This window comes from Streptomyces sp. NPDC005423 (assembly GCF_040606415.1).
GTDB lineage: Bacteria > Actinomycetota > Actinomycetes > Streptomycetales > Streptomycetaceae > Streptomyces.
Genome location: NZ_JBEXET010000011.1, coordinates 50,782 through 71,937 on the forward strand (window position 1 = coordinate 50,782; position 21,156 = coordinate 71,937).

The window sequence follows — 21,156 nt, forward strand, 5'->3', positions numbered from 1 at the left end:
GACGCGGGACGCCGCCGCCGGGCGGCCTCACCCCACCGACGAGTAGGCCACGACTCCGCGCAGCAGCAGATCGACCGCCTTGCGCGCGTTCTTCGGCACGGTGGAACCCTCGCCGCCGGAGACGGGCGCCGCCGCCGAGATCTGCCCCAGGACGTCGATCACCTGCTTGCACCACCGTACGAAGTCCCCGGCCGGCATCTCCGCCTCCCGCAGCACCTCGTCCAGCCCCTTGCCACTGGCCCAGCTGTACGCGGCCCAGGCGAACCCGAGATCGGGCTCCCGTTGCCCGACCCCCTCGGTCTGGGTGATCCGGAAATCCTCCTCCAGCGCGTCCAGCCGCCCCCAGATCCGCACCATCTCACCGAGCGCGGCCTTCGCCTTCCCGGACGGCACCTTGGGCGCGGTCGCGTCGTCACTGACCCGCGCCTCGAAGACCAACGCCGAGACGCAGGCGGCGAGTTCGGCCGGGGCGAGCCCCTCCCAGACGCCCTCCCGCAGACACTCGCTGGCCAGCAGGTCGAGTTCGCCGTAGAGCCGGGCCAGCCGCTTGCCGTGCTCGGTGACCTCGTCACCGCGCAGATAGTCCAGCTCCGTCAGGAGCGCCACGATCCGGTCGAAGGTCCGGGCGATGGTGTTCGTACGGCCCTCGATACGCCGCTCCAGCTGCGAGGTGTCGCGCTGGAGCCGGTGGTACCGCTCGGCCCAACGGGCGTGGTCCTCCCGGTCGGTGCACCCGTGGCACGGATGCGCCCGGATCGCCGTACGCAGCCGGGCGATCTCGCGGTCGTCGGCGGCCTGCGACCTCTTGTTGCGGGCCCGCTCCGGCGGAATGTGCCCGGCCTTGGTCCGCAGGGCGGAGGCCAGGTCCCGACGCGACTGCGGGGAACGGGGGTTGAACGACTTCGGGATCCGCATCCGCTCCAACGCCTCGACGGGCACCGGGAAGTCCATCGACGCCAGCCGCTTGACCTGCCGCTCGGCGGTGAGCACCAGGGGACGCGGGCCGTCGTGGTGCTCGAAGCCGCGGTGGCCGTTGGACCGCCCGGCGGGCAGACCCGGGTCGAGGACCAGCGCCAGACCGGCGTACTTGCCCGTCGGGACCTGGATGACGTCACCCGGCTTGAGCTTCTCCAGCGCGACGGCCGCCTCGGCTCGCCGCTCCACCGCGCCCTGCCGGGCCAGCTCGTTCTCCCGGTCCTTGAGCTCCCGGCGCAGCCGCGCGTACTCCTCGAAATCGCCCAAGTGGCAGGTCATGGAGGCCTGGTAGCCCTCAAGGCCCTCCTCGTTGCGCTGCACCTGCCGGGAGATCCCGACCACCGACCGGTCGGCCTGGAACTGCGCGAACGAGGTCTCCAGCAGCTCGCGCGAGCGGTGCCGCCCGAACTGCTCGACCAGGTTGACCGCCATGTTGTACGACGGCTTGAAGCTGGAGCGCAGTGGATAGGTGCGGGTGCCGGCCAGTCCCGCGAGGTGCTCGGGACTGAACCCGCGCTGCCACAGCACGACCGCGTGGCCCTCGACATCGATGCCACGCCGGCCGGCCCGCCCCGTCAACTGGGTGTACTCGCCGGGGGTGATGTCGGCGTGCTGCTCGCCGTTCCACTTGACGAGCTTCTCCAACACCACCGAGCGGGCGGGCATGTTGATGCCCAGGGCGAGCGTCTCGGTCGCGAACACGGCCTTGACCAGGCCGCGTACGAAGAGCTCCTCGACGACCTCCTTGAACGTCGGCAGCATGCCCGCGTGGTGGGCCGCGATGCCGCGCTCCAGTCCCTCCAGCCACTCGTAGTAGCCCAGGACGTGCAGGTCCTCGTTGGGGATGGAGGTGGTGCGCTCCTCGACGAGGGCGCGCACCTTCTCCCGCGCCTCGTCGTCGTTGAGCCGCAGCCCGGCGTAGAGGCACTGCTGGACGGCGGCCTCACAGGCGGCGCGGCTGAAGATGAAGGTGATGGCGGGCAACAGGCCCTCGGCGTCCAGCCGTTCGATGACTTCCGGGCGGCCCGGGGTCCACATCCGCGAGCGCTGTCGGCGCTCGCGCTCCCGGTCGGCCTCGCGCATGGCACGGCCGCGCCTGCGGTCCTGGTACGACGGCCGCTGCGCCTCCATCCGGGCCATCCGCGTGAGGTCGGGGTTGACGGCCTTCTTCTGGCCCTCGCCCTCCTCGAAGAGGTCGTACATCCGGCGTCCGGCGAGCACGTGCTGGAAGAGCGGTACCGGCCGGTGCTCGGAGACGATCACCTCGGTGTCGCCGCGCACGGTGTCGAGCCAGTCGCCGAACTCCTCGGCGTTCGACACCGTCGCCGAGAGGGAGACCAGGGTCACCGACTCCTGGAGGTGGATGATCACCTCCTCCCACACCGCGCCCCGGAAGCGGTCGGAGAGGTAGTGCACCTCGTCCATCACCACGTAGCCGAGGCCCAGCAAGGTCTGCGAGCCGGCGTACAGCATGTTCCGCAGCACTTCGGTGGTCATCACGATCACCGGGGCGTCGGAGTTGACGCTGTTGTCACCGGTGAGCAGGCCGACCTTGTCCGCGCCGTAACGGCGGCTCAGGTCGGCGTACTTCTGGTTCGACAGTGCCTTGATGGGCGTCGTGTAGAAGCACTTCTTGCCCTGCTCCAGAGCGAGGTGCACGGCGAACTCGCCGACGATCGTCTTGCCCGAACCGGTGGGCGCCGCGACCAGCACGCCCTTCCCCGCTTCGAGCGCCTGACAGGCCTCGATCTGGAAGGGGTCGAGACCGAAGTCGTACATCTCGCGGAAGTCCGCGAGCGCGGTGGCCTGCTCGGCTGCCCGCAGGCGGGCTGCCGCGTACCGCTCGGCCGGGGAGAGATCCTCTGTCATCGTGCTTTCGAGCGTACCGGGCCGCACTGACAACAGGACGATCATTATCCGGTACTTACGGAGAAACCGGCCGCCCGCGATGCGGGAACGGCCGGCTGCGCCGGGGGCCGGGCGGTGCTCAGGTCACGTCGTCATAGCCGTTGACCCGGTCCGGTCCGGCCTGCTCGGGCACGCGCCCGGCCGTCACCGTCTCGACGTCACCGATCGCCTCGGGGGTGAGGTCCAGCTCGGAGGCCTCGTCGTCGTCCGGGCCCTCCGCGGCACGGCGGCGCTTGCGCCGGTCGTTCAGCAGGGAGAAGACGACGGCGGCGAAGTACAGCACCCAGATCGGTCCGGCCAGCGCCAGCATGGTCAGCGGGTCGGTGCTGGGGGTGGCGACGGCCGCGAAGACCGTGATGCCCAGGATCATGCCGCGCCACCAGCCGAGCATGCGGCTGCCCGTCAGCGCGCCCGTGAGGTTGAGCATGATCAGCAGCAGGGGCAGCTCGAAGGAGAGACCGAAGACGAGCACCATGCGGGTGACCAGGTCGAGCAGGTCGTCCAGCGGCAGCAGGTTGTCGACGCCGCTCGGCGTGAACCCGATCAGGACCTTCGCCGTGGTGGGCAGCACCTTGTAGGCGAAGTAGGCGCCGCCCAGGAAGAGCGGGACACCGGTGCCCACGAAGGCGAGCGCGTACTTCTTCTCGTTCTTGTGCAGGCCGGGGGCGACGAAGCCCCACAGCTGGTACAGCCAGACCGGGGAGGCCAGCACGACACCGGCCATCAGGGACACCTTCAACGCCAGTGTGAACGGCGTCAGCAGACCGTTGATCGTGATCTGCGCGCACTGCTGGCTCTTGGCGGACGCCTTCGCCAGCTGCTCGAAGTTCTGCGAGCAGCCGACCGAGTGCAGCACCGGCTTGGTGATGATGTTGACGATGTCGTTGTAGAAGAAGGCGGCCACGCAGGTCACCACGATGATGGCGAGCATCGCCTTCGCGAGCCGGTTGCGCAGCTCACGCAGATGGTCCGCGAGGGGCATCCGCCCCTCGGGGTCCTTCTCCTTCTTGCGGGCAGGCTTGAGCAACCCACATCCTCATCTCGTGCGGCAGGCCGGGGGCGTCCGGCCGTGCGTCAGCGCTTGGTCGTGTCCGACGGCTCGGTGACCGGGCGCGAGCTGGTCACGTCGCCGGGGGCGGACTGGATGGTGCGCTGCACGGACTCGTCGGTGGTGGGCGGGCCGGCCGGGGGCGGGGTGTTGCCCTCTTCCTTCATCGCCTTGGCCTCGCTCTTGAGGATGCGAGCGGACTTGCCGAGCGAACGGGCCATGTCCGGAAGCTTCTTCGCGCCGAAAAGAAGCACGATGACGACGAGGATGAGAATGATCTCGGGAGCTCCGAGCCTTCCGAACATAAGTCTTTACCTTCTCACCGAGGCGGCTGGGGGTGGGACGCTGGGGCGGTCGACCGGACAGCTGTCCGACCGGGGTGCTGCCAGCGATCGTAACGCTCAGGGGTAAACGTGAGGCAATCCCCGTGCGTACTCCCGGTCCGCGCTCCGGGCCTCGTTAGCCGGACCGCGACCAGCAGCGTACCTGCCCGCACCGACAACGTGACAGGGCAGAGCGCCGCGAAGCACAGCGGCCGCCAGACTCACACCGGACCCATAAGTGACTCACAGTGCGTCCACGGAACGTGCTGTCGACGCCGCCGCCCGCTCCAGCTCCTCGGCGGCCCGGCCGATGCGCCGCGCGGAGTCCGTGACCTGCGCGCCTAGCCGCCGTACCGCCACGAAGACCCGGACGGCGAGCACACCGAGGACGGCGAGACCCAGGAAACCCAGCACTACCGCGAACATCGCCCAGAACATGGGCCGAGCCTAGCCCCTCGCCGTCCCGCCCCCGTCTCAGAGGGTCGAGTGCAGCCGCAGGGTCCTGACCCCGCCGCCGCTGAGCAGCTCGACGATCCGCTCCCCGGCCGGCTTGCGGACCGCGGAGCCGCACTCCGGGCAGGTGAAGGAGTAGAAGGTCGTACGGCTGGAGCCGCCGATGGCCAACAGCAGGGCGCCCGCGGCGAGTTCGAAGCGGCCCCGGCACTCCGGGCAGCCCGCTCTGAACCTCACCGGCGACACCCCCCTCATCCCGGCGAACGCCGCCGCCACCGACACTCGCCGCACCCCGGACGCCGCCGACTCGCTCACAACCCCTGCTCCCCTTCTCTGGCCGTGCACCTGCGAGGCGCCGGGACCGGCGCCGAGGGGGCGACCGTGCCGAGTGCTCAGCACCTCCGCGCGCCCCGCCCCCTCGACCACGCGCGCTCCCCGGTCACTCCCGTATGCCGTCCCCCGCGCGCACCGCGTACCCGTCCCGCGGCGCGTCGTACGCGGCCAGCGCCTCGCCGGCCGCCCGGCGGGCGCTCTCGGCGAGCTCGGGCGGCGACACGATCCGGCCGTCGCGCCCGAGCCGCAGGGCGAGGCGCCGCAGCGACGCCGGTTCGGGGGTGCGCAGGGTAATACGCAGCCCACCGTCGGGAAGCTCATCCGCGCTGTCATGCGGGTAGTACTCGGCGACCCAGCGTCCGCCCGGACCGACCTCGACGACGACCTCGGGGTCCTCGGCGGCCGGCTGCACCAGCGCCTCGGAGAGGTCCCTCAGCTCGATCTCGGGCGGCGCGGACGGCTCGTCGAGGATCCGGATCTCGGCGACCCGGTCGAGGCGGAAGGTGCGCCGCGCCTCGGAGCGCCGGCACCAGGCCTCCACATAGGTGTGGCCGACGCTGACCAGGCGGATGGGGTCGATCTCGCGCTCGCTCAGTTCGTCGCGGGCGGGCGAGTAGTAGCGGATCCAGAGGCGGCGGCGCTCGGAGATCGCCCGGTCGACGTCCGCGAAGACACCGCCCTCCGACTCGAAGGTCACCGACAGCCGGGCGCTGGCACCGGCGGCCTCACCGGCCGCCGCCTCCAGCTTGGCGGTGGCCCGCAGCAGCGCCTGCCGGTCGCTCTCCCGCAGCCCGGGCAGGGTGGAGACGGCGCGGGCGGCCACCAGCAGCGCGGTCGCCTCGTCGGCGGCGAGCCTGAGCGGCTCGGCCGTCTCCGCGCCGAGGGCGGCGGGGTTGTGCCACCAGATGCGTTCGCCGTCGGTGTCGATGTCGAGCAGGTCGCCGCCCCGGAAGCTGGTGCCGCACATGGGCAGGACGTCGAGGTCGGAGACGAGCTCGTCCTCGGTGATCCCGAAGGCGCGGGCGACGTCCTCGACGCGCGCCCCGGGCCGCTCCTTCAGATAGGTCACCAGGGAGAGCATCCGCCGGGTCTGGTCGATGGCGTTCGCGGGCCTGACCGGTTTGCCTGCCACTGTGTTGTCCGCTCCCCCTCAGCCCTTGGCCACGGCACGCAGCCGGTCCACCACGTCGGCCCGCAGCTCGGCCGGCTCCAGGACCACCACGTCCGGCCCGAACTCGACCAGCCAGGCGTCCAGTCCATGGCCGTACGGAATCTCCAACTCGTCCCAGCCGTCGCCGAGTTCCCGGACCGCCGTGGACTTCGCCCGCAGCGGATATCCGGCGCCCTTGCGCAGCCGGATCAGCGCTGAGCGGTCGGCGCTCTCCCCCGCCCAGCCGGCGACGGTCTCGCGCACGGTGACCACGTCGGGCACCTCCGCGGTGAACCGGCCACCGCGGGAGCGCACCTTGCCGGTGATCCGGGAGAGCCGGAAGACCCGCTCGGCGCCCCGGTCGCGGTCCCAGCCGGCGAGGTACCAGTGGCCGCGCCAGCACTCCAGCGCCCACGGCTCGACGGTGCGCGGCTCGGGGCGGACGGCGGCGGCCTTGCGGTAGTCGAAGACGACGGGCCGGCGGTCGCGGCAGGCGAGCATCAGCGGTTCGAACGAGGCCTCGTGCACCGGAATGCGCGGCTCCAGGGCGCCGTGCCACTCGTAGGGGTCGACGTCCTCCGGCATGCCGGCCGCGCGCAGCTTCTGCAGCGCGCCGCTGGCGGCCCCGGCGAGCCGGGCCTGCTGCCAGACCTTGGCGGCGAGACCGAGGGCGGCGGCCTCCTCGGCGTCGAGGGTGACGGGCGGCAGACGGTTGCTGTCGCGGCGGGCGAGATAGCCGACCTCGCCGTCGAGGTTCTCCACCGTCTCGATGACCAGGCCGAGTTCGCGCAGGTCGTCCTTGTCCCGCTCGAACATCCGGTTGAAGGAGTCGTCGGACCCCGCTTCCAGATAGGCCTCGATGGATTCACGCAGCTCGCGCTTGCTGAGCGGCCGCCGGGTCCCCAGCAGACACAGCGCCAGGTTCATCAGCCGCTCAGCCTTGGCAATGGCCATCGACGCCCTTCGCCTTCCCTATGGTGCTTCCGACCGATGACCGTACCGCCCCGCGGCGCGGTGACAAAAGCCGAGGGCCCACGCCTGGACAGGCATGGGCCCCGGATGATCGGGTCCGGTCACGTCCCGTACGCGACCGTACGGCGGCCGGACCCCGGTCGAACCTCTCCGGCGTCCTCCGACGTCGGTACGACGATCAGACGGCGACCAGGTCGCAGACGAAGATCAGCGTCTCACCGGGGCCGATGGTGCCGCCGGCCCCGCGCTCGCCGTAGGCGAGGTGGGAGGGGATGATCAGCTGGCGCCGGCCGCCGACCTTCATCCCCTGCACGCCCTGGTCCCAGCCGGCGATGACCTGGCCGACGCCCAGCTGGAACTTGAGCGGCGTGCCGCGGTTCCAGGACGCGTCGAACTCCTCGCCGGTGGAGAAGGCCACGCCCACGTAGTGGACGGAGACCGTGTCGCCCGCCTTGGCGACCGGTCCGTCACCCTCCCAGATGTCCTTGATGTCAAGGTCCTTCGGGGGCTCGCCGCCGGGGAAGTCGATCTCGGGCTTCTCGATGCTCACGTCTCTAGCTCCTGCGTGTGTACGACAAGGCAACCCCGACAGTCTCGCATCCCGCCCGCACTCGCGCCCGCGCCAGGCCGCTTCCCCCCTCGGGCGTCACATCGCCGCCAGGATGTCGACGGAGAAGACCAGGGTGTCACCCTTCTTGATCGCCCCGCCGGTCGGCGGCTTGTCGCCGTAGGCCAGGGCCGGGGGCGCGACGATCAGGACGCGGCTGCCGACCTTCTTGCCGGTGACGCCCTGCGCCAGCCCCTTGACGATCGACTCCATCTGCGAGATCGCGAACTGGCTCAGCCGCTTCTGGGTGTACGTCGACTCGAACTCCTTGCCGGTGTTCCAGACCACGCCCTTGAACTGGCACAGGATCGTCTGGGACGCCTTGACGACGGCACCGTCGCCCTCCAGGACGTACTCCGACACCAGCTTCTTCGGCGGGTCCGACTTGGGGGGGACCGTGATCTTGGGGGACTTGCCGTCGGTGTTGGTGCCGACCGTGGGCAGCGCGGTGTCGGTCTGCGCGACCTTGCTGCCCTTGGCGGAGCTGCTGGTGTTGAAGGCGGCCTGTACGTCGATGACGAAGACCAACGTGTCGGTGCCCTTGATGCCCGCCTGGCTGTTGCCCGAGGTGCCGTAGCCCCAGGTCGGCGGGATCGCCATCTCGACCCGGCTGCCGACCTTCTTGCCGGCCAGGCCGTAGCGCCATCCATCGATGATGCTGCCCTGGGCGAGCTGGATGAGCAGCGGCGCCTTGCGGTCGTAGGAGTTGTCGAAGACCTTGGCGGAGGACCAGATCTGGCCGAGGTAGTTGGCCTGGATGAAGTCGTTCTCCGCGACGCTCTGGCCGCTGCCCGCGATGACCGTCTTGACGGCGAGGTTCTTGGACGGGTCGCCCGTGCCCTTGGCGACGGTCGGCTTCTGGTCGAACCTGGTACCCGCGGTGATGGCCGGCACCGGACCGTCGACGATCTTCGGCGGTGGCGGCGCGGACGAGGCCGCGGCGGAGGGCGACGCGCTGTCGCTCGGCTTGCTCGACGAGTCGGACGAGCCGTCGCCGCAGCCGGCGATCGTGACCAGTCCTGCGGGAACGGCGAGAAGAAGGGAGCGTCGGCGCACGGTGGGGGCCTCGTATCGGTCGATCTTGATGATGGCGTGCGCGCAACTCTACGGCGTGCGAAGGGCGCCGTACGGGAAACGTACGGCGCCCGTGTTGCGGCCCGAAAGCACCTTCGGGCGCGTCGCTCACATTCCGGCGATCAGTTTCTCCACCCGGTCGTCCACGGAGCGGAACGGGTCCTTGCACAACACCGTGCGCTGGGCCTGGTCGTTGAGCTTGAGGTGGACCCAGTCGACGGTGAAGTCCCGGCGCTGTTCCTGCGCGCGGCGGATGAAGTCGCCGCGCAGCCGGGCCCGAGTGGTCTGCGGGGGCACGGACTTGCCCTCGAAGATCTTCAAGTCGTTGCAGATACGGGCGGCTTGGCCCTTTCTCTCCAGCAGGTAGTAAAGGCCCCTACGGCGGTGGATGTCGTGGTAGGCGAGGTCTATCTGCGCGACCCTCGGGTGGGACATGGTCATGTTGTGCTTGGCCCGGTACCGCTCGATGAGCTGGTACTTCATCACCCAGTCGATCTCGGTGCCGATCCGGTCGAGGTCCTCGGCCTCGATCGCGTCGAGCGTGCGGCCCCACAGCTCCAGGACCTGTTCGACGGTGCCGGTACGGATGCCGCGGCGCTCGCAGAAGTCCACGGCCTTCTCGTAGTACTCGCGCTGCACGTCCAGCGCGGAGGCCTCGCGGCCGCTGGCGAGGCGCACCTTGCGCCGGCCGGTGAGGTCGTGGCTGACCTCGCGGATCGCCCGGATCGGGTTCTCCAGCGTCAGGTCGCGCATCACCGTGCCCGCCTCGATCATGCGCAGCACCAGGTCGGTGGCGCCGACCTTGAGCAGCATGGTCGTCTCGGACATGTTGGAGTCGCCCACGATGACGTGCAGGCGGCGGTAGCGCTCGGCGTCGGCGTGCGGTTCGTCACGGGTGTTGATGATGGGCCGGGAACGCGTCGTCGCCGAGGAGACGCCCTCCCAGATGTGTTCGGCGCGCTGGCTGACGCAGTACACGGCGCCGCGCGGCGTCTGGAGCACCTTGCCCGCGCCGCAGAGCAGCTGACGCGTGACCAGGAACGGGATGAGGATGTCCGCGAGCCGGGAGAACTCGCCGTGCCGTGCCACCAGATAGTTCTCGTGGCAGCCGTACGAGTTGCCCGCAGAGTCGGTGTTGTTCTTGAAGAGGTAGACGTCGCCCGCGATTCCCTCCTCGTGCAGGCGTCGTTCGGCGTCCACCAGGAGTCCTTCGAGAATGCGCTCGCCGGCTTTGTCGTGGGTGACCAGTTCGGTCACGTTGTCACATTCGGGGGTCGCGTATTCCGGATGTGAGCCCACGTCGAGATAGAGCCGGGCGCCGTTTCGCAGAAAGACATTGCTGCTGCGGCCCCATGACACGACACGGCGGAAGAGGTACCGAGCCACCTCGTCGGGAGACAGCCGTCGCTGTCCCCTGAACGTACACGTGACGCCGTACTCGTTCTCCAGCCCGAAAATGCGGCGGTCCATGACTGAACATTACGCCCGATCCCCTGTGCTGAAACGGGGTTCGACGGCACGGTTTGGATCATTTTCCGATGAAGCCGCAATCACCGCGGCCCCGGCGGGAGCTGCGAGGACCCGCCCGGTGGCCAGCAGAACCAGCAGCGAGACGGCGCCCGCGGCGCCCGGTACGGCGAAGCCCCACAGGGCGCCGCCCGCCTGGACGACCGGCCCGGCGAGGCCCGTTCCGACCGACGCGCCGACCGTGAACGTCGTGACGAGCCAGGAGAAGGCCTCGGTGACCGTGCCCTTGGGCGCGTGCCGGTCGACGATGATGAACGCGCAGGCGATGGCGGGCGCGAGGAAGACTCCGGCGAGCACGGTGAGCAGCACCATGGCGACCGCGCCCGGCATGAGGGTCAGGGGCAGGTAACACACCGCCAGCAGCGCGACCAGCAACCGCAGTCGCCGCTCGGGCTCCCCGCTCCACCGGCGTGCCCCGTAGACGGCGCCGCCGATGAGCGCGCCCAGTCCGATGGCCGCCATCAGCCAGCCGTACACCGCGGCGCCGCCGTGGTCGTCCGCGTACGGCACGGAGGCCACCGTGATGGAGCCGAGCGCGATGCCGACGAAGAAGAACGCGCCGAGCAGCGCGAGCAGTCCGGGCGAGCGCAGGGCGCCGAGCCAGTGCGCCTCGCGCGGGGCCGAGCGCCACGCGCGCGAGGGCGGGGAGAGCACCACGGAGAGCGCGCCGAGGACCCCGACGACGTTCAGGACGAGCAGCGCGACCCGGGCGGACCACAGCGCTGCGCACAGGGTCACGAGCAACGGGCCGACGGTGAACATGACTTCCTGGGCGACGGCGTCCATGGCGTAGGCGGTGTGCACCTGTTCCTCACCGCGCAGCACCCCGGGCCACAGGGCGCGCAGTCCGCCCTCCAGGGGCGGGGTGAAGAGCCCGGCGGCGGCCACGGCGGCGTAGGCGAGCGGCAGCGGGCCGGTGCCGCCGAAGGCGAAGACGCTCATCGCGAGGGCCGACAGCAGGGCGGCGGGCAGCTGGACTCGCGGCTGTCCGTGGAGGTCGACGAGCCGCCCGAGCAGGGGCTGTCCGACGGCGTTGGCGACTCCGTAGACGGCCGCCAGGGCTCCGGCGAGGCTGTACGTGCCGCCGTCGGCGCGGATGAACAGGACGATCGCGATGGCGGCGGTGGCGTTCGGCAGCCGCCCCACCAGCGTGCCGACGAGCAGCCGGGCGGCGTGCCTCGCCCTGAGGATCTCCAGGTATCCCACGGCTCTTGTCCCGCCCTCCCCCTCACCGTGACGCATGAGGTTTTACGTATAACTGGTCCGTCCATACGTACCATGTGCGCTGTTCGCGAGTCCATACGAAGGAGCAGGCCGACGGTGGCACCTGGCAGCACCCGCCCCACCAGCCGTGACGTGGCCCAGGCCGCCGGGGTCTCGCAGGCCGCGGTCTCCCTGGTACTGGGCGACAAGTGGCGCGGCCGGGTCTCCGCGCCCACCGCGGAACGCGTCCGCGCAGCCGCCCGCGACCTGGGCTACCGCCCCAACCTGGCCGCCCGCAACCTCCGTCTGGGCCGCACCCGTACCGTCCTGCTCGTCGTCCCGGCACTGACCACCGAGTTCTTCGCGGGCGTCTACACCGGCGCGGCCCGGGTGGCCGCCGAACACGGCTTCGGAGTGGTGCTCTACCCCTCCCCCGAGGGCGTCGGCCCGGCCCGGGATCCCTTCGCGTCGGCCCAGGCGGCCCTGGACGGGGTGCTGGCCTCCTCGATGGCCGCCGACGCCCTCAGCGCGATCCGGGGCGACCAGCTGCCCCTGGTGATGCTGGACAGCGACCCGGCGGGCAGTCTGGGCGCGGCGACGGTGAACCTGGACATCGCGGACGGCGTACGGCAGGTCGCCGACCATCTGCTGGGCCTCGGCCACCGCCGGTTCCTGCACCTCGGGGCGGACGTGCCGTCCTGGACCTTCGAGGTACGCGCGCGTGCTCTGGCCGCACGGGTCGGCGCGGTCGCGGACACCTCGATCCGTACGGTGCGGGCGCCGATCTCGATCGCCGGCGCGGTGGCCGCCGCCGGGGCCGCGCTCGGCGCCCCGGGTCCCCGGCCCACCGCCGTGGTCTGCGACGACGACCAGCTCGCCGCCGGCGCCTGCAAGGCGGCCCGCCGGCTGGGTCTGCGAGTCCCCGACGACCTCTCCGTCACCGGCCTGGACGACCTCGCGCTGGCCACCGCCGTCGACCCCGAGCTGACCACCGTCCGCCTGGACGCCGAGCTCTTCGGCGAGCGCGGGATGCGGGCCCTGCTGGCGGTCCTGGAGGGCCGTACGCCCGAAGGCGGGGACATCCCGGTCGAACTGGTCGTACGGGGCTCCACGGCACCCCCGGGCGCCTCCTGACGCACCTGTGCCCCGGCCGGGGTGCGGCCGGGGCACATCAGGCACGGGACCCGGGGGCTACTCGGGCAGGTCGTTCTCGTCGATCTCGTCGGCCCCGCCGGTCGTCTCCGGTTCCTCGGCGCTCTCCGCCTCGGTGGACGCGCCGTCCGCCGCCAGCAGCCGGGAGAGCTGCGGGCCGAGGATGCGCTTGAACTTGCGGGCCTGGGGGCGCGTGCGGTCCAGCACCGCGACCTCCAGACGCTCCGCGGGGATCTCCCGCTCGGTGCCGTTGGTGTCGCGGGACAGGGCCTGCACGGCCAGCCTGAGCGCCTCGGCCAGCGACATGCCGTCGCGGTGGCGCTGGTCGAGGTAGGTGTTGATCGTCTCGGCGTTGCCGCCGACCGCGACCGACCCGTGTTCGTCCACGATCGACCCGTCGTGCGGCAGCCGGTAGATCTGGTCGCCGTCGGACGTCTCGCCGACCTCCGCGACCACCAGTTCCACCTCGTACGGCTTCTCGGCCGCGCTGGAGAAGATCGTGCCGAGCGTCTGGGCGTAGACGTTGGCGAGACCGCGGGCGGTCACGTCGTCCCGGTCGTAGGTGTAACCGCGCAGGTCGGCGTAGCGCACGCCGCCGATCCGGAGGTTCTCGTACTCGTTGTACTTGCCGGCGGCCGCGAAGCCGATCCGGTCGTAGATCTCGCTGAACTTGTGCAGCGCGCGGGACGGGTTCTCGCCGACGAAGACGATGCCGTCGGCGTACTGGATCACGACCAGGCTGCGGCCGCGGGCGATGCCCTTGCGTGCGTACTCCGCCCGGTCGGCCATGGCCTGCTGGGGTGAGACATAGAACGGCGTCGACACCGGTTATCCGTCCCTCTCTGCTGATTTCCGTCGAATTCCGGGGATCACCTGGATCAAGAGCGGGCCGCCGTTACAGCAGCGCGGCCCGGGGACCGTCCGGCTGCTCCAGGCGGCGGGCCAGGATCGAGCGGGCGATCTCGGCGGACTCCTGGTCGCCCAGCCGGCGGAAGCCGCTGTCGGTGATCACGGTGACGATCGGGTAGATCCGGCGGGCGACGTCGGGACCGCCGGTCGCCGAGTCGTCGTCCGCGGCGTCGTAGAGGGCCTGGATGACGAGGGTCGTGGCCTCGTCCTCGGTCAGGCCGTCGTGGAAGAGCTTCTTCATGGCGCCGCGCGCGAAGATCGAGCCGGAGCCGGTGGCCGCGTAGCCGTGCTCCTCGGAACGGCCGCCCGTCACGTCGTAGGAGAAGATGCGGCCCTTGCCGCGGTCCACGTCGAACCCGGCGAAGAGCGGGACCACGGCCAGGCCCTGCATGGCCATGCCGAGGTTGGAACGGATCATGGTGGAGAGGCGGTTCGCCTTGCCCTCCAGGGAGAGCTGGGCGCCCTCGACCTTCTCGAAGTGCTCCAGCTCCAGTTGGAAGAGCTTGACCATCTCCACGGCCAGGCCCGCGGTGCCGGCGATGCCCACCGCCGAGTACTCGTCGGCCGGGAAGACCTTCTCGATGTCGCGCTGGGCGATCACGTTGCCCATGGTGGCCCGGCGGTCACCGGCGAGCACGACACCGCCGGGGAAGGTGACGGCCACGATGGTGGTGCCGTGCGGCGCCTCGATCACGCCGGTGGTCGGCGGCAACTGACGGTTGCCCGGCAGGATTTCCGGCTGGTGCTCCGACAGGAAGTCCATGAAGGACGACGACCCGGGCGTCAGGAAGGCAGCTGGCAGACGCCCGGTGCTACGAGTATTGGCTTCCACGACGATCCCTCCAAGTAGGCGGCAGCCCGACGAACAGCGTCGGGATCATCTCCCAACTTGCCGATGGCCGAATTGCAGTTGACGCACAGTACGCCACGGACCCTACCCGTCTCATGGCAGTGATCCACATGGAATGCGCGGCACTTTCGGGCCCGCGCTCCCGGCAGGGGCCCGAAGCCCCGCACCCGTCCAACGGTCGGCTGCGAAGGCCGCTCGCGGCTCGTCCCGCCCGGGCCGCGAGCAGCGCTCCACACCGTCCTCGCCGAGTGACCCGCACACCCCTGCCGGCGCCTTCAGCCGACGGGAGAGGTCACTGCCCGCCCTTTTGCACGAAGGAGCGCACGAAGTCCTCGGCGTTCTCCTCCAGGACGTCGTCGATCTCGTCCAGAACGGAGTCCACGTCGTCGCTGAGCTTCTCGTGGCGCTCCTTGAGGTCGTCCGTGGCCTGCGCTTCCTCCGCCTGCTCCTCGACCTCCTCCGTGGAGCGCGTCGCCTTCTGCTGGCCGCCGCCGGTGTCCTTGGTCGCCATAACCCTCACCCCGCTCGGTTCGACGTTCTTGATCAGACCCTACTTGCGGGGACTGACATCGGCCCCGCAGTTCATCCAACGTACGGCGGCCACCTCGATGATTCCCGTTCGCCGCACGATCCACCCGGTCCGGCGGCCGCGGCCGCCGGCCTCCGTCAGCCGCCCGACAAGACCCTGACCAGGTCTTCCGCGGTGCGACAGCGGTCCAGGAGCGCCTTGACGTGATTACGCGTTCCGCGAAGCGGTTCCAGGGTTGGAACCCGCTGCAGGGAGTCCCGGCCCGGCAGATCGAAGATCACCGAGTCCCAGGACGCCGCCGCCACGTCGTCCGCGTACTGCTCAAGACACCGGCCCCGGAAGTACGCCCGGGTGTCCTCCGGCGGCTTCGTACGGGCCCGCTCGACGTCCTCCTCGGCCAGCAGGCGCTTGATGCGACCGCGGGCCACCAGACGGTTGTAGAGGCCCTTCTCGGCCCTGACGTCCGCGTACTGGAGGTCCACCAGGTGCAGCCGGGCCGCGTCCCAGTCGAGGTCGTCGCGGCGCCGGTAGCCCTCCATCAGCTGCCGCTTGGCGACCCAGTCCAGCTCGCCCGCGAGGCTCATCGGGTCGTTCTCCAGCCGGTTGAGAGTGTCCTCCCAGCGGGCCAGGACGTCCTTGGTCTGGTCGTCGGCGTCGGCGCCGTAGCGCTCTTCCACGTACTTGCGCGACAGCTCGAAGTACTCCATCTGCAACTGGACCGCGGTGAGTGTCCGGCCGCTGCGGAGGGTGACCAGGCGCTTGAGCGTCGGGTCGTGGGAGACCTGGTGCAAGGTGCGCACCGGCTGGTCGACGACCAGGTCGACGGCGATGAAGCCGTCCTCGATCATGGACAGGACCAGCGCGGTCGTGCCGAGCTTGAGGTAGGTCGAGATCTCCGAGAGGTTCGCGTCACCGATGATCACGTGCAGCCGGCGGTACTTCTCGGCGTCCGCGTGCGGTTCGTCGCGGGTGTTGATGATGGGGCGCTTGAGCGTGGTCTCCAGGCCGACCTCGACCTCGAAGTAGTCGGCGCGCTGGCTGAGCTGGAAGCCGTGCTCGTGCCCGTCCTGGCCGATACCGACCCGGCCCGCCCCGGTGACGACCTGGCGCGAGACGAAGAACGGCGTCAGATGGCGCACGATGTCCGAGAAGGGGGTCTCCCGCTTCATCAGGTAGTTCTCGTGCGTCCCGTAGGAGGCGCCCTTGTTGTCGGTGTTGTTCTTGTAGAGGTGGATCGGCTGGGCGCCGGGCAGCTGGGCCGCCCGTTCCGCCGCCTCCGCCATGATGCGTTCGCCGGCCTTGTCCCACAGCACCGCGTCCCACGGGTTGGTGACCTCGGGAGAGCTGTACTCCGGGTGCGCGTGGTCGACGTAGAGCCGCGCGCCGTTGGTGAGGATGACGTTGGCCAGGCCGATGTCCTCGTCGGTGAGCTGGGTGGAGTCGGCGACCTCACGGGCCAGGTCGAAGCCGCGCGCGTCCCGGAGCGGATTCTCCTCCTCGAAGTCCCAGCGGGCCCGCCGGGCCCGGTGCATCGCCGCTGCGTAGGCGTTGACGATCTGGGACGAGGTGAGCATGGCATTGGCGTTCGGGTGGCCGGGCACGGAGATCCCGTACTCCGTCTCGATGCCCATTACTCGCCGTACGGTCATGCGGCCCTCCTTGCCCGGCTGCGCCCTCGGTCGGGGACGCTGCTCAAGTACCGCTGGTGCTCCGGTGCGTGTGCGGTGCCCGTCCCCGCACTGCGCGACTCGGCGGTACCGAAGAGCCTAGAACGCCTCTGCGCTGGTGGGGAGATCATTTGCGTCATTGCCTCGCTCCAGCCGTGGCCTGAAAAACAGTCGGCTGCGGGTACCCGTCGAGGGCACCCGCAGCCGCCCCGCCTTTTACAGGTATTGACCGGTGTTCGCCACCGTGTCGATGGAGCGTCCGGTGTCGGCGCCCTGCTTTCCGGTGATGAGCGTACGGATGTAGACGATCCGCTCGCCCTTCTTTCCGGAGATCCGGGCCCAGTCGTCCGGGTTGGTCGTGTTGGGCAGGTCCTCGTTCTCCTTGAACTCGTCCACGCAGGCCTGGAGGAGGTGCGAGACGCGGATGCCCTTCTGCTGGTGGTCGAGGAAGTCCTTGATCGCCATCTTCTTGGCCCGGCCCACGATGTTCTCGATCATGGCGCCGGAGTTGAAGTCCTTGAAATACAGGACTTCCTTGTCACCGTTGGCGTAGGTGACCTCCAGGAAGCGGTTCTCCTCGGATTCCGTGTACATGTGTTCCACGGCCGTCTGGATCATGCTCTGGACGGTGGTGGTCTTGTCGCCGCTGTGCTCGCCGACGTCGTCGGGGTGGAGCGGGAGGCGCTCGGTGAGGTACTTGCCGAAGATGTCCTTCGCGGCCTCCGCGTCCGGACGCTCGATCTTGATCTTCACGTCCAGGCGGCCGGGGCGCAGGATGGCCGGGTCGATCATGTCCTCGCGGTTCGAGGCACCGATCACGACCACGTTCTGCAGGCCCTCCACACCGTCGATCTCGGCGAGCAGCTGGGGGACGATGGTGTTCTCCACGTCCGAGCTGACACCGGAGCCTCGGGTGCGGAAGAGCGACTCCATCTCGTCGAAGAAGACGATGACGGGCGTGCCCTCACTGGCCTTCTCACGGGCCCGCTGGAAGACCAGGCGGATCTGCCGCTCGGTCTCACCGACGTACTTGTTGAGCAGCTCGGGACCCTTGATGTTCAGGAAGAAGCTCTTGCCGGTGGCCTGTCCGGTCACCTCGGCGACCTTCTTGGCCAGGGAGTTGGCCACGGCCTTGGCGATGAGCGTCTTTCCGCATCCGGGCGGCCCGTACAGCAGGACGCCCTTGGGCGGACGGAGTTCGTGCTCCTTGAAGAGGTCCGGGTAGAGGTACGGCAGCTCGACCGCGTCGCGGATCATCTCGATCTGGCCGCCCAGACCGCCGATCTGCTCGTAGCCGATGTCGGGGACCTCTTCGAGGACGAGTTCCTCGACCTCGCTCTTCGGTACGACCTCGTAGACGTAGCCGGAGCGGGGTTCGAGCAGCAGGGCGTCGCCGGGGCGGATGGTGATGTCCAGCAGCGGCTCGGCGAGCCGCACCACCCGCTCCTCGTCGGTGTGCCCCACCACGAGGGCGCGCTCGCCGTCCTCGAGGATCTCCTTGAGGGTGACGATGTCGCCGACGCTCTCGTACTCCATGGCCTCGACCACGTTGAGAGCTTCGTTGAGCATCACTTCCTGGCCACGCCTGAGCTCTTCGAGCTCGACGCTCGGGCTGACGTTCACCCGGAGTTTGCGGCCGCCGGTGAAGATGTCCGCGGTGCCGTCCTCGTTCGCGGTGAGGAAGACACCGAAGCCGGCCGGCGGCTGCGCGAGCCGGTCGACCTCTTCTTTGAGGGCCACGATCTGGTCGCGGGCCTCACGGAGAGTGTTGGCGAGTCGCTCGTTCTGGGTGGACACGCCGGCCAGACTGGTCTGCAGCTCGACAATCCGCTCTTCGAGAATCCTCGTGTGTCGCGGAGAGTCGGCGAGCTTGCGTCGCAGGACGGCGATCTCCTGCTCAAGATAGGCAATCTGCCCGGCGGGGTCTTCGGACCCTCGTCCCGGGCGGATGCCGCGGTTCATGTCGTCGTCGTGGGCTGCCACGGTCCTCACCTCCTCCAAGGGGAGCTGGACGCTTCCAGACCCTACCTGGGTGGGTGTCGATTGAAACCCCTAGATCACAAAGACTGTCAAGGTGTGTCGTCGGTCACCCTGCGCTCTCCCTCACGCCGTGTGGATACCCACTCAACGCGATTCAGAAGCCGACTGTTCCGACGCCGGGTTGGGCAAACACCTCCGCAGGCGACGCGAGTTGTGGGTTCGACCGCCCACCGGGGTGCGGCGGACCGGGTCCGGGCACCCCTGACGGAGCGTATCCACGCACCCCTTGCGCTGTCCGGACTTCGCTCGTGCGCGCTCTCCGAGGACCGGGGGGATACCGGTCGAAGCCGGCGGGAAAACGGACGGAGGTAGGGTCGATGTGTCCAACACCCGGCGGAGGCAGGAGAGATCACCGTGCAGCAAGAGGCCGTGGCCGACGGCGAGGCGCTGGAGGTCTGGATCGACCAGGATCTCTGTACCGGCGACGGCATCTGCGCGCAGTACGCGCCCGAGGTCTTCGAGCTGGACATCGACGGGCTGGCGTACGTGAAGGGCCCCGAGGACGCGCTCCTCCAGGACCCGGGGGCGACGACGCCGGTACCGCTGACGCTCCTGACCGACGTCGTGGACTCCGCCAAGGAGTGTCCCGGCGACTGCATCCATGTGCGCCGGGTCTCCGACCGCGTCGAGGTGTTCGGCCCCGACGCGGACTGAGCCTCAGACGCTCTGCGCCGCCGCGGGTGCGGAGCGGACGAACGCGCCGTTCCGCCACCGCCACTGGGCGCTGTCCTTCACGTCCGGACAGCAACTGGGCACGTCGGTCGTCGAGTAGCCGAGCAGGGTCGCCCGCACCGCGCCGTCGCGCACCGTGAAGTCGGTGACCGTCTCCCGGGCCTTGGGGCCGACCAGGGTGGCGACGACCCGCGGTTTCCTCGCGCCCACCGCCTGGGTCAGCACGTAGACCGCGTCGGGCGGTGTGCCCATGCCCGCGTCGCAGTGGACCACGGCCACCGTCTCCGGTCTGCCGTCACCGTCGAGGTCGCCGGACGCCTGCCGCTGGACCACCGCCTTCACCGGGCCGCAGTCGAGGGGGAAAGCCACGCCCGTGGTGGCGGGTGCCGCGGCGGTCACCGGGGCCGACTTCGTCTCGGGGCCCGTCGCCTGGGCGGCGCGCGCCGAACCCGGTTGCAGGACCGAGGAGAGTGCCACCACGCCGGCCACAGCGGTCGCGGTGGCGACCCAGTGGATGGGGCGGGTGTGCGGAGGTGCCAGTTCCAGTTCCGGGACGGCGGATTGCTGCACTAGGAGTGTCTCCTGTGAGGGCTGTGCCGGGGGGATGGCCTGCATGGTGCCACACGTCACAGGGCGAGGGAACTCCGGGGTCCGGGGTCGTCGCCGGGACCGCGCGGAATGTGCCACTACGTCAGCTGTGACGGCTCGGCCGCGACCACCGGCGCCGCCAACACCCGGAAAGCGTGGCCGAGTTCCCGAGGTTGTCCGGGAACTCGGCCACGCTGTGCGTACGTTGGGTGCGGCACGGGGCCGCGCTAGCGACCGGCGCCGCCGTCGGCGTTGGGGCCGTCGTAGTCCTCGCCGTAGGCGCCCTTGGAGGGGCGGCGGCGGCGCATGGGCGGCTCGACGCCGTCCGCGAGGCGGCGGGCGGTGAGGAGGAAACCGGTGTGGCCGATCATCCGGTGGTCCGGGCGGACGGCCAGGCCCTCGACGTGCCAGTTGCGGACCATCGACTCCCAGGCGGTCGGCTCGTTGAAGCAGCCGATCTCCCGGATGGACTCGACGGTCCGGGCGAGCTGGGTGGTGGTCGCCACGTAGCAGCAGAGGATGCCGCCGGGGACCAGCGCCTTGCGGACGGCCTCCAGGCACTCCCAGGGGGCCAGCATGTCGAGGACGACGCGGTCGACGTCGGCGTCGGCCAGGTTGTCCTGGAGGTCACCGACGGTGAGCTGCCAGGCGGGGTGCGGGCCGCCGAAGTAGCGCTCCACGTTCTGCCGGGCGATCTCGGCGAAGTCCTCGCGGCGCTCGTAGGAGTGCAGCATGCCCTCGTCGCCGACGGCGCGCAGCAGGAAGCTGCTGAGCGAGCCGGAGCCCACGCCCGCCTCCACGACGCGGGCGCCGGGGAAGATGTCGGCGAAGGCCAGGATCTGCCCCGCGTCCTTGGGGTAGACCACGGCGGCGCCGCGGGGCATGGACAGGACGTAGTCGGGGAGCAGGGGGCGCAGCGCGAGATAGGCGACGTTCCCCGTGGTGCGGACAACGCTGCCTTCGGGAGCGCCGATCAGCTCGTCGTGCGGGAAGGAACCCTTGTGGGTGTGGAAGTTCTTCCCCGCTTCGAGCGTGAACGTGTAGTGGCGGCCCTTGGGGTCGGTCAGCTGAACCTGGTCCCCGACCTTGAAGGGCCCGCGCCTGCGGGCGGCACCGGTCGGTTCGGACATGTGACCAGCCTACCGGCAGCCGAGAGGCCCGCCGACCACGCGCGCG

20 protein-coding genes and 1 pseudogene are annotated in these 21,156 nt (G+C 70.2%); 2 read left to right on the top strand and 19 right to left on the bottom strand.

Going from position 1 to position 21,156, the window contains the following annotated elements; genetic code table 11:
* Window positions 1–27 precede the first annotated feature (27 nt).
* The 11 genes from ABZT12_RS14860 to ABZT12_RS14910 all read right to left on the bottom strand — a co-directional run bounded on the left by ABZT12_RS14860 (window position 28) and on the right by ABZT12_RS14910 (window position 11,612).
* The gene (locus tag ABZT12_RS14860; protein WP_356382954.1) at window positions 28–2,889 is read right to left on the bottom strand and encodes a DEAD/DEAH box helicase; all 2,862 of its coding nucleotides are present in this window, start codon (window positions 2,887–2,889) and stop codon (window positions 28–30) included.
* Between the two features lie 73 nt (window positions 2,890–2,962).
* Window positions 2,963–3,910 carry a twin-arginine translocase subunit TatC gene (gene tatC, locus ABZT12_RS14865; protein WP_356382957.1) on the bottom strand — a complete coding sequence of 316 codons (948 nt, stop codon included), beginning with the start codon at window positions 3,908–3,910 and terminating at the stop codon, window positions 2,963–2,965.
* A 47-nt stretch (window positions 3,911–3,957) separates the two neighbouring features.
* On the bottom strand, window positions 3,958–4,236 hold the full coding sequence (gene tatA / locus ABZT12_RS14870; RefSeq protein WP_356382959.1) for a Sec-independent protein translocase subunit TatA: 279 nt from the start codon (window positions 4,234–4,236) through the stop codon (window positions 3,958–3,960).
* A 261-nt stretch (window positions 4,237–4,497) separates the two neighbouring features.
* A complete protein-coding gene (locus ABZT12_RS14875; RefSeq protein WP_356382962.1) occupies window positions 4,498–4,692 on the bottom strand; it encodes a hypothetical protein in 195 nt (64 codons plus the stop codon).
* A gap of 36 nt (window positions 4,693–4,728) precedes the next feature.
* Window positions 4,729–5,022, bottom strand: coding sequence for a hypothetical protein (locus ABZT12_RS14880; RefSeq protein ID WP_356382965.1), 294 nt, complete (start codon window positions 5,020–5,022; stop codon window positions 4,729–4,731).
* A gap of 124 nt (window positions 5,023–5,146) precedes the next feature.
* On the bottom strand, window positions 5,147–6,172 hold the full coding sequence (locus tag ABZT12_RS14885) for a WYL domain-containing protein (protein ID WP_356382968.1): 1,026 nt from the start codon (window positions 6,170–6,172) through the stop codon (window positions 5,147–5,149).
* Window positions 6,173–6,190: 18 nt separating this feature from the next.
* On the bottom strand, window positions 6,191–7,144 hold the full coding sequence (locus ABZT12_RS14890) for a WYL domain-containing protein (RefSeq protein ID WP_356382971.1): 954 nt from the start codon (window positions 7,142–7,144) through the stop codon (window positions 6,191–6,193).
* Window positions 7,145–7,340: 196 nt separating this feature from the next.
* A complete protein-coding gene (locus ABZT12_RS14895) occupies window positions 7,341–7,712 on the bottom strand; it encodes an FKBP-type peptidyl-prolyl cis-trans isomerase (protein WP_356382974.1) in 372 nt (123 codons plus the stop codon).
* A gap of 96 nt (window positions 7,713–7,808) precedes the next feature.
* Window positions 7,809–8,825 (bottom strand): FKBP-type peptidyl-prolyl cis-trans isomerase, encoded by a 1,017-nt coding sequence (locus ABZT12_RS14900; protein ID WP_356382977.1) that lies wholly within the window; start codon window positions 8,823–8,825, stop codon window positions 7,809–7,811.
* 126 nt (window positions 8,826–8,951) lie between these two features.
* Window positions 8,952–10,313: a Pup--protein ligase gene (gene pafA, locus ABZT12_RS14905; RefSeq protein ID WP_356382980.1), complete on the bottom strand. Its 1,362-nt coding sequence runs from the start codon at window positions 10,311–10,313 to the stop codon at window positions 8,952–8,954.
* A 9-nt stretch (window positions 10,314–10,322) separates the two neighbouring features.
* Window positions 10,323–11,612, bottom strand: a complete 1,290-nt coding sequence (locus tag ABZT12_RS14910) for an MFS transporter (protein WP_356382983.1) — start codon at window positions 11,610–11,612, stop codon at window positions 10,323–10,325.
* Between the two features lie 78 nt (window positions 11,613–11,690).
* On the opposite strand from ABZT12_RS14910, the gene ABZT12_RS14915 reads away from it, so the two are divergent.
* Window positions 11,691–12,707 (top strand): LacI family DNA-binding transcriptional regulator, encoded by a 1,017-nt coding sequence (locus ABZT12_RS14915; protein ID WP_356382986.1) that lies wholly within the window; start codon window positions 11,691–11,693, stop codon window positions 12,705–12,707.
* A gap of 57 nt (window positions 12,708–12,764) precedes the next feature.
* Here ABZT12_RS14915 and prcA read toward each other — a convergent pair whose 3' ends face one another.
* The 6 genes and pseudogenes from prcA to arc form a co-directional block, all read right to left on the bottom strand.
* Complete coding sequence (gene prcA / locus ABZT12_RS14920; RefSeq protein WP_356382989.1) at window positions 12,765–13,550, bottom strand: proteasome subunit alpha; 786 nt, start codon at window positions 13,548–13,550, stop codon at window positions 12,765–12,767.
* A 70-nt stretch (window positions 13,551–13,620) separates the two neighbouring features.
* Window positions 13,621–14,466 (bottom strand): proteasome subunit beta, encoded by an 846-nt coding sequence (prcB, locus tag ABZT12_RS14925; RefSeq protein ID WP_356382992.1) that lies wholly within the window; start codon window positions 14,464–14,466, stop codon window positions 13,621–13,623.
* Window positions 14,418–14,597, bottom strand: a pseudogene (locus ABZT12_RS14930) (endonuclease VII domain-containing protein); the annotation flags it as partial. The pseudogene ABZT12_RS14930 and the gene prcB, both read right to left, overlap by 49 nt.
* Before the next feature lie 179 nt (window positions 14,598–14,776).
* Entirely contained in the window at window positions 14,777–14,995 is a 219-nt protein-coding gene (locus ABZT12_RS14935; protein ID WP_019066113.1) for a ubiquitin-like protein Pup, read from the bottom strand.
* Between the two features lie 155 nt (window positions 14,996–15,150).
* Complete coding sequence (dop, locus tag ABZT12_RS14940) at window positions 15,151–16,662, bottom strand: depupylase/deamidase Dop (RefSeq protein ID WP_356382996.1); 1,512 nt, start codon at window positions 16,660–16,662, stop codon at window positions 15,151–15,153.
* A gap of 234 nt (window positions 16,663–16,896) precedes the next feature.
* Window positions 16,897–18,663: a proteasome ATPase gene (gene arc / locus ABZT12_RS14945; RefSeq protein WP_356382999.1), complete on the bottom strand. Its 1,767-nt coding sequence runs from the start codon at window positions 18,661–18,663 to the stop codon at window positions 16,897–16,899.
* Between the two features lie 405 nt (window positions 18,664–19,068).
* Between arc and ABZT12_RS14950 the strand changes: the two genes are divergently transcribed.
* On the top strand, window positions 19,069–19,374 hold the full coding sequence (locus ABZT12_RS14950; RefSeq protein WP_356383277.1) for a ferredoxin: 306 nt from the start codon (window positions 19,069–19,071) through the stop codon (window positions 19,372–19,374).
* Window positions 19,375–19,377: 3 nt separating this feature from the next.
* Here ABZT12_RS14950 and ABZT12_RS14955 read toward each other — a convergent pair whose 3' ends face one another.
* Entirely contained in the window at window positions 19,378–19,962 is a 585-nt protein-coding gene (locus tag ABZT12_RS14955; RefSeq protein WP_356383002.1) for a hypothetical protein, read from the bottom strand.
* Window positions 19,963–20,207: 245 nt separating this feature from the next.
* Window positions 20,208–21,110, bottom strand: a complete 903-nt coding sequence (locus tag ABZT12_RS14960) for a tRNA (adenine-N1)-methyltransferase (protein WP_356383005.1) — start codon at window positions 21,108–21,110, stop codon at window positions 20,208–20,210.
* Window positions 21,111–21,156: the final 46 nt, after the last annotated feature.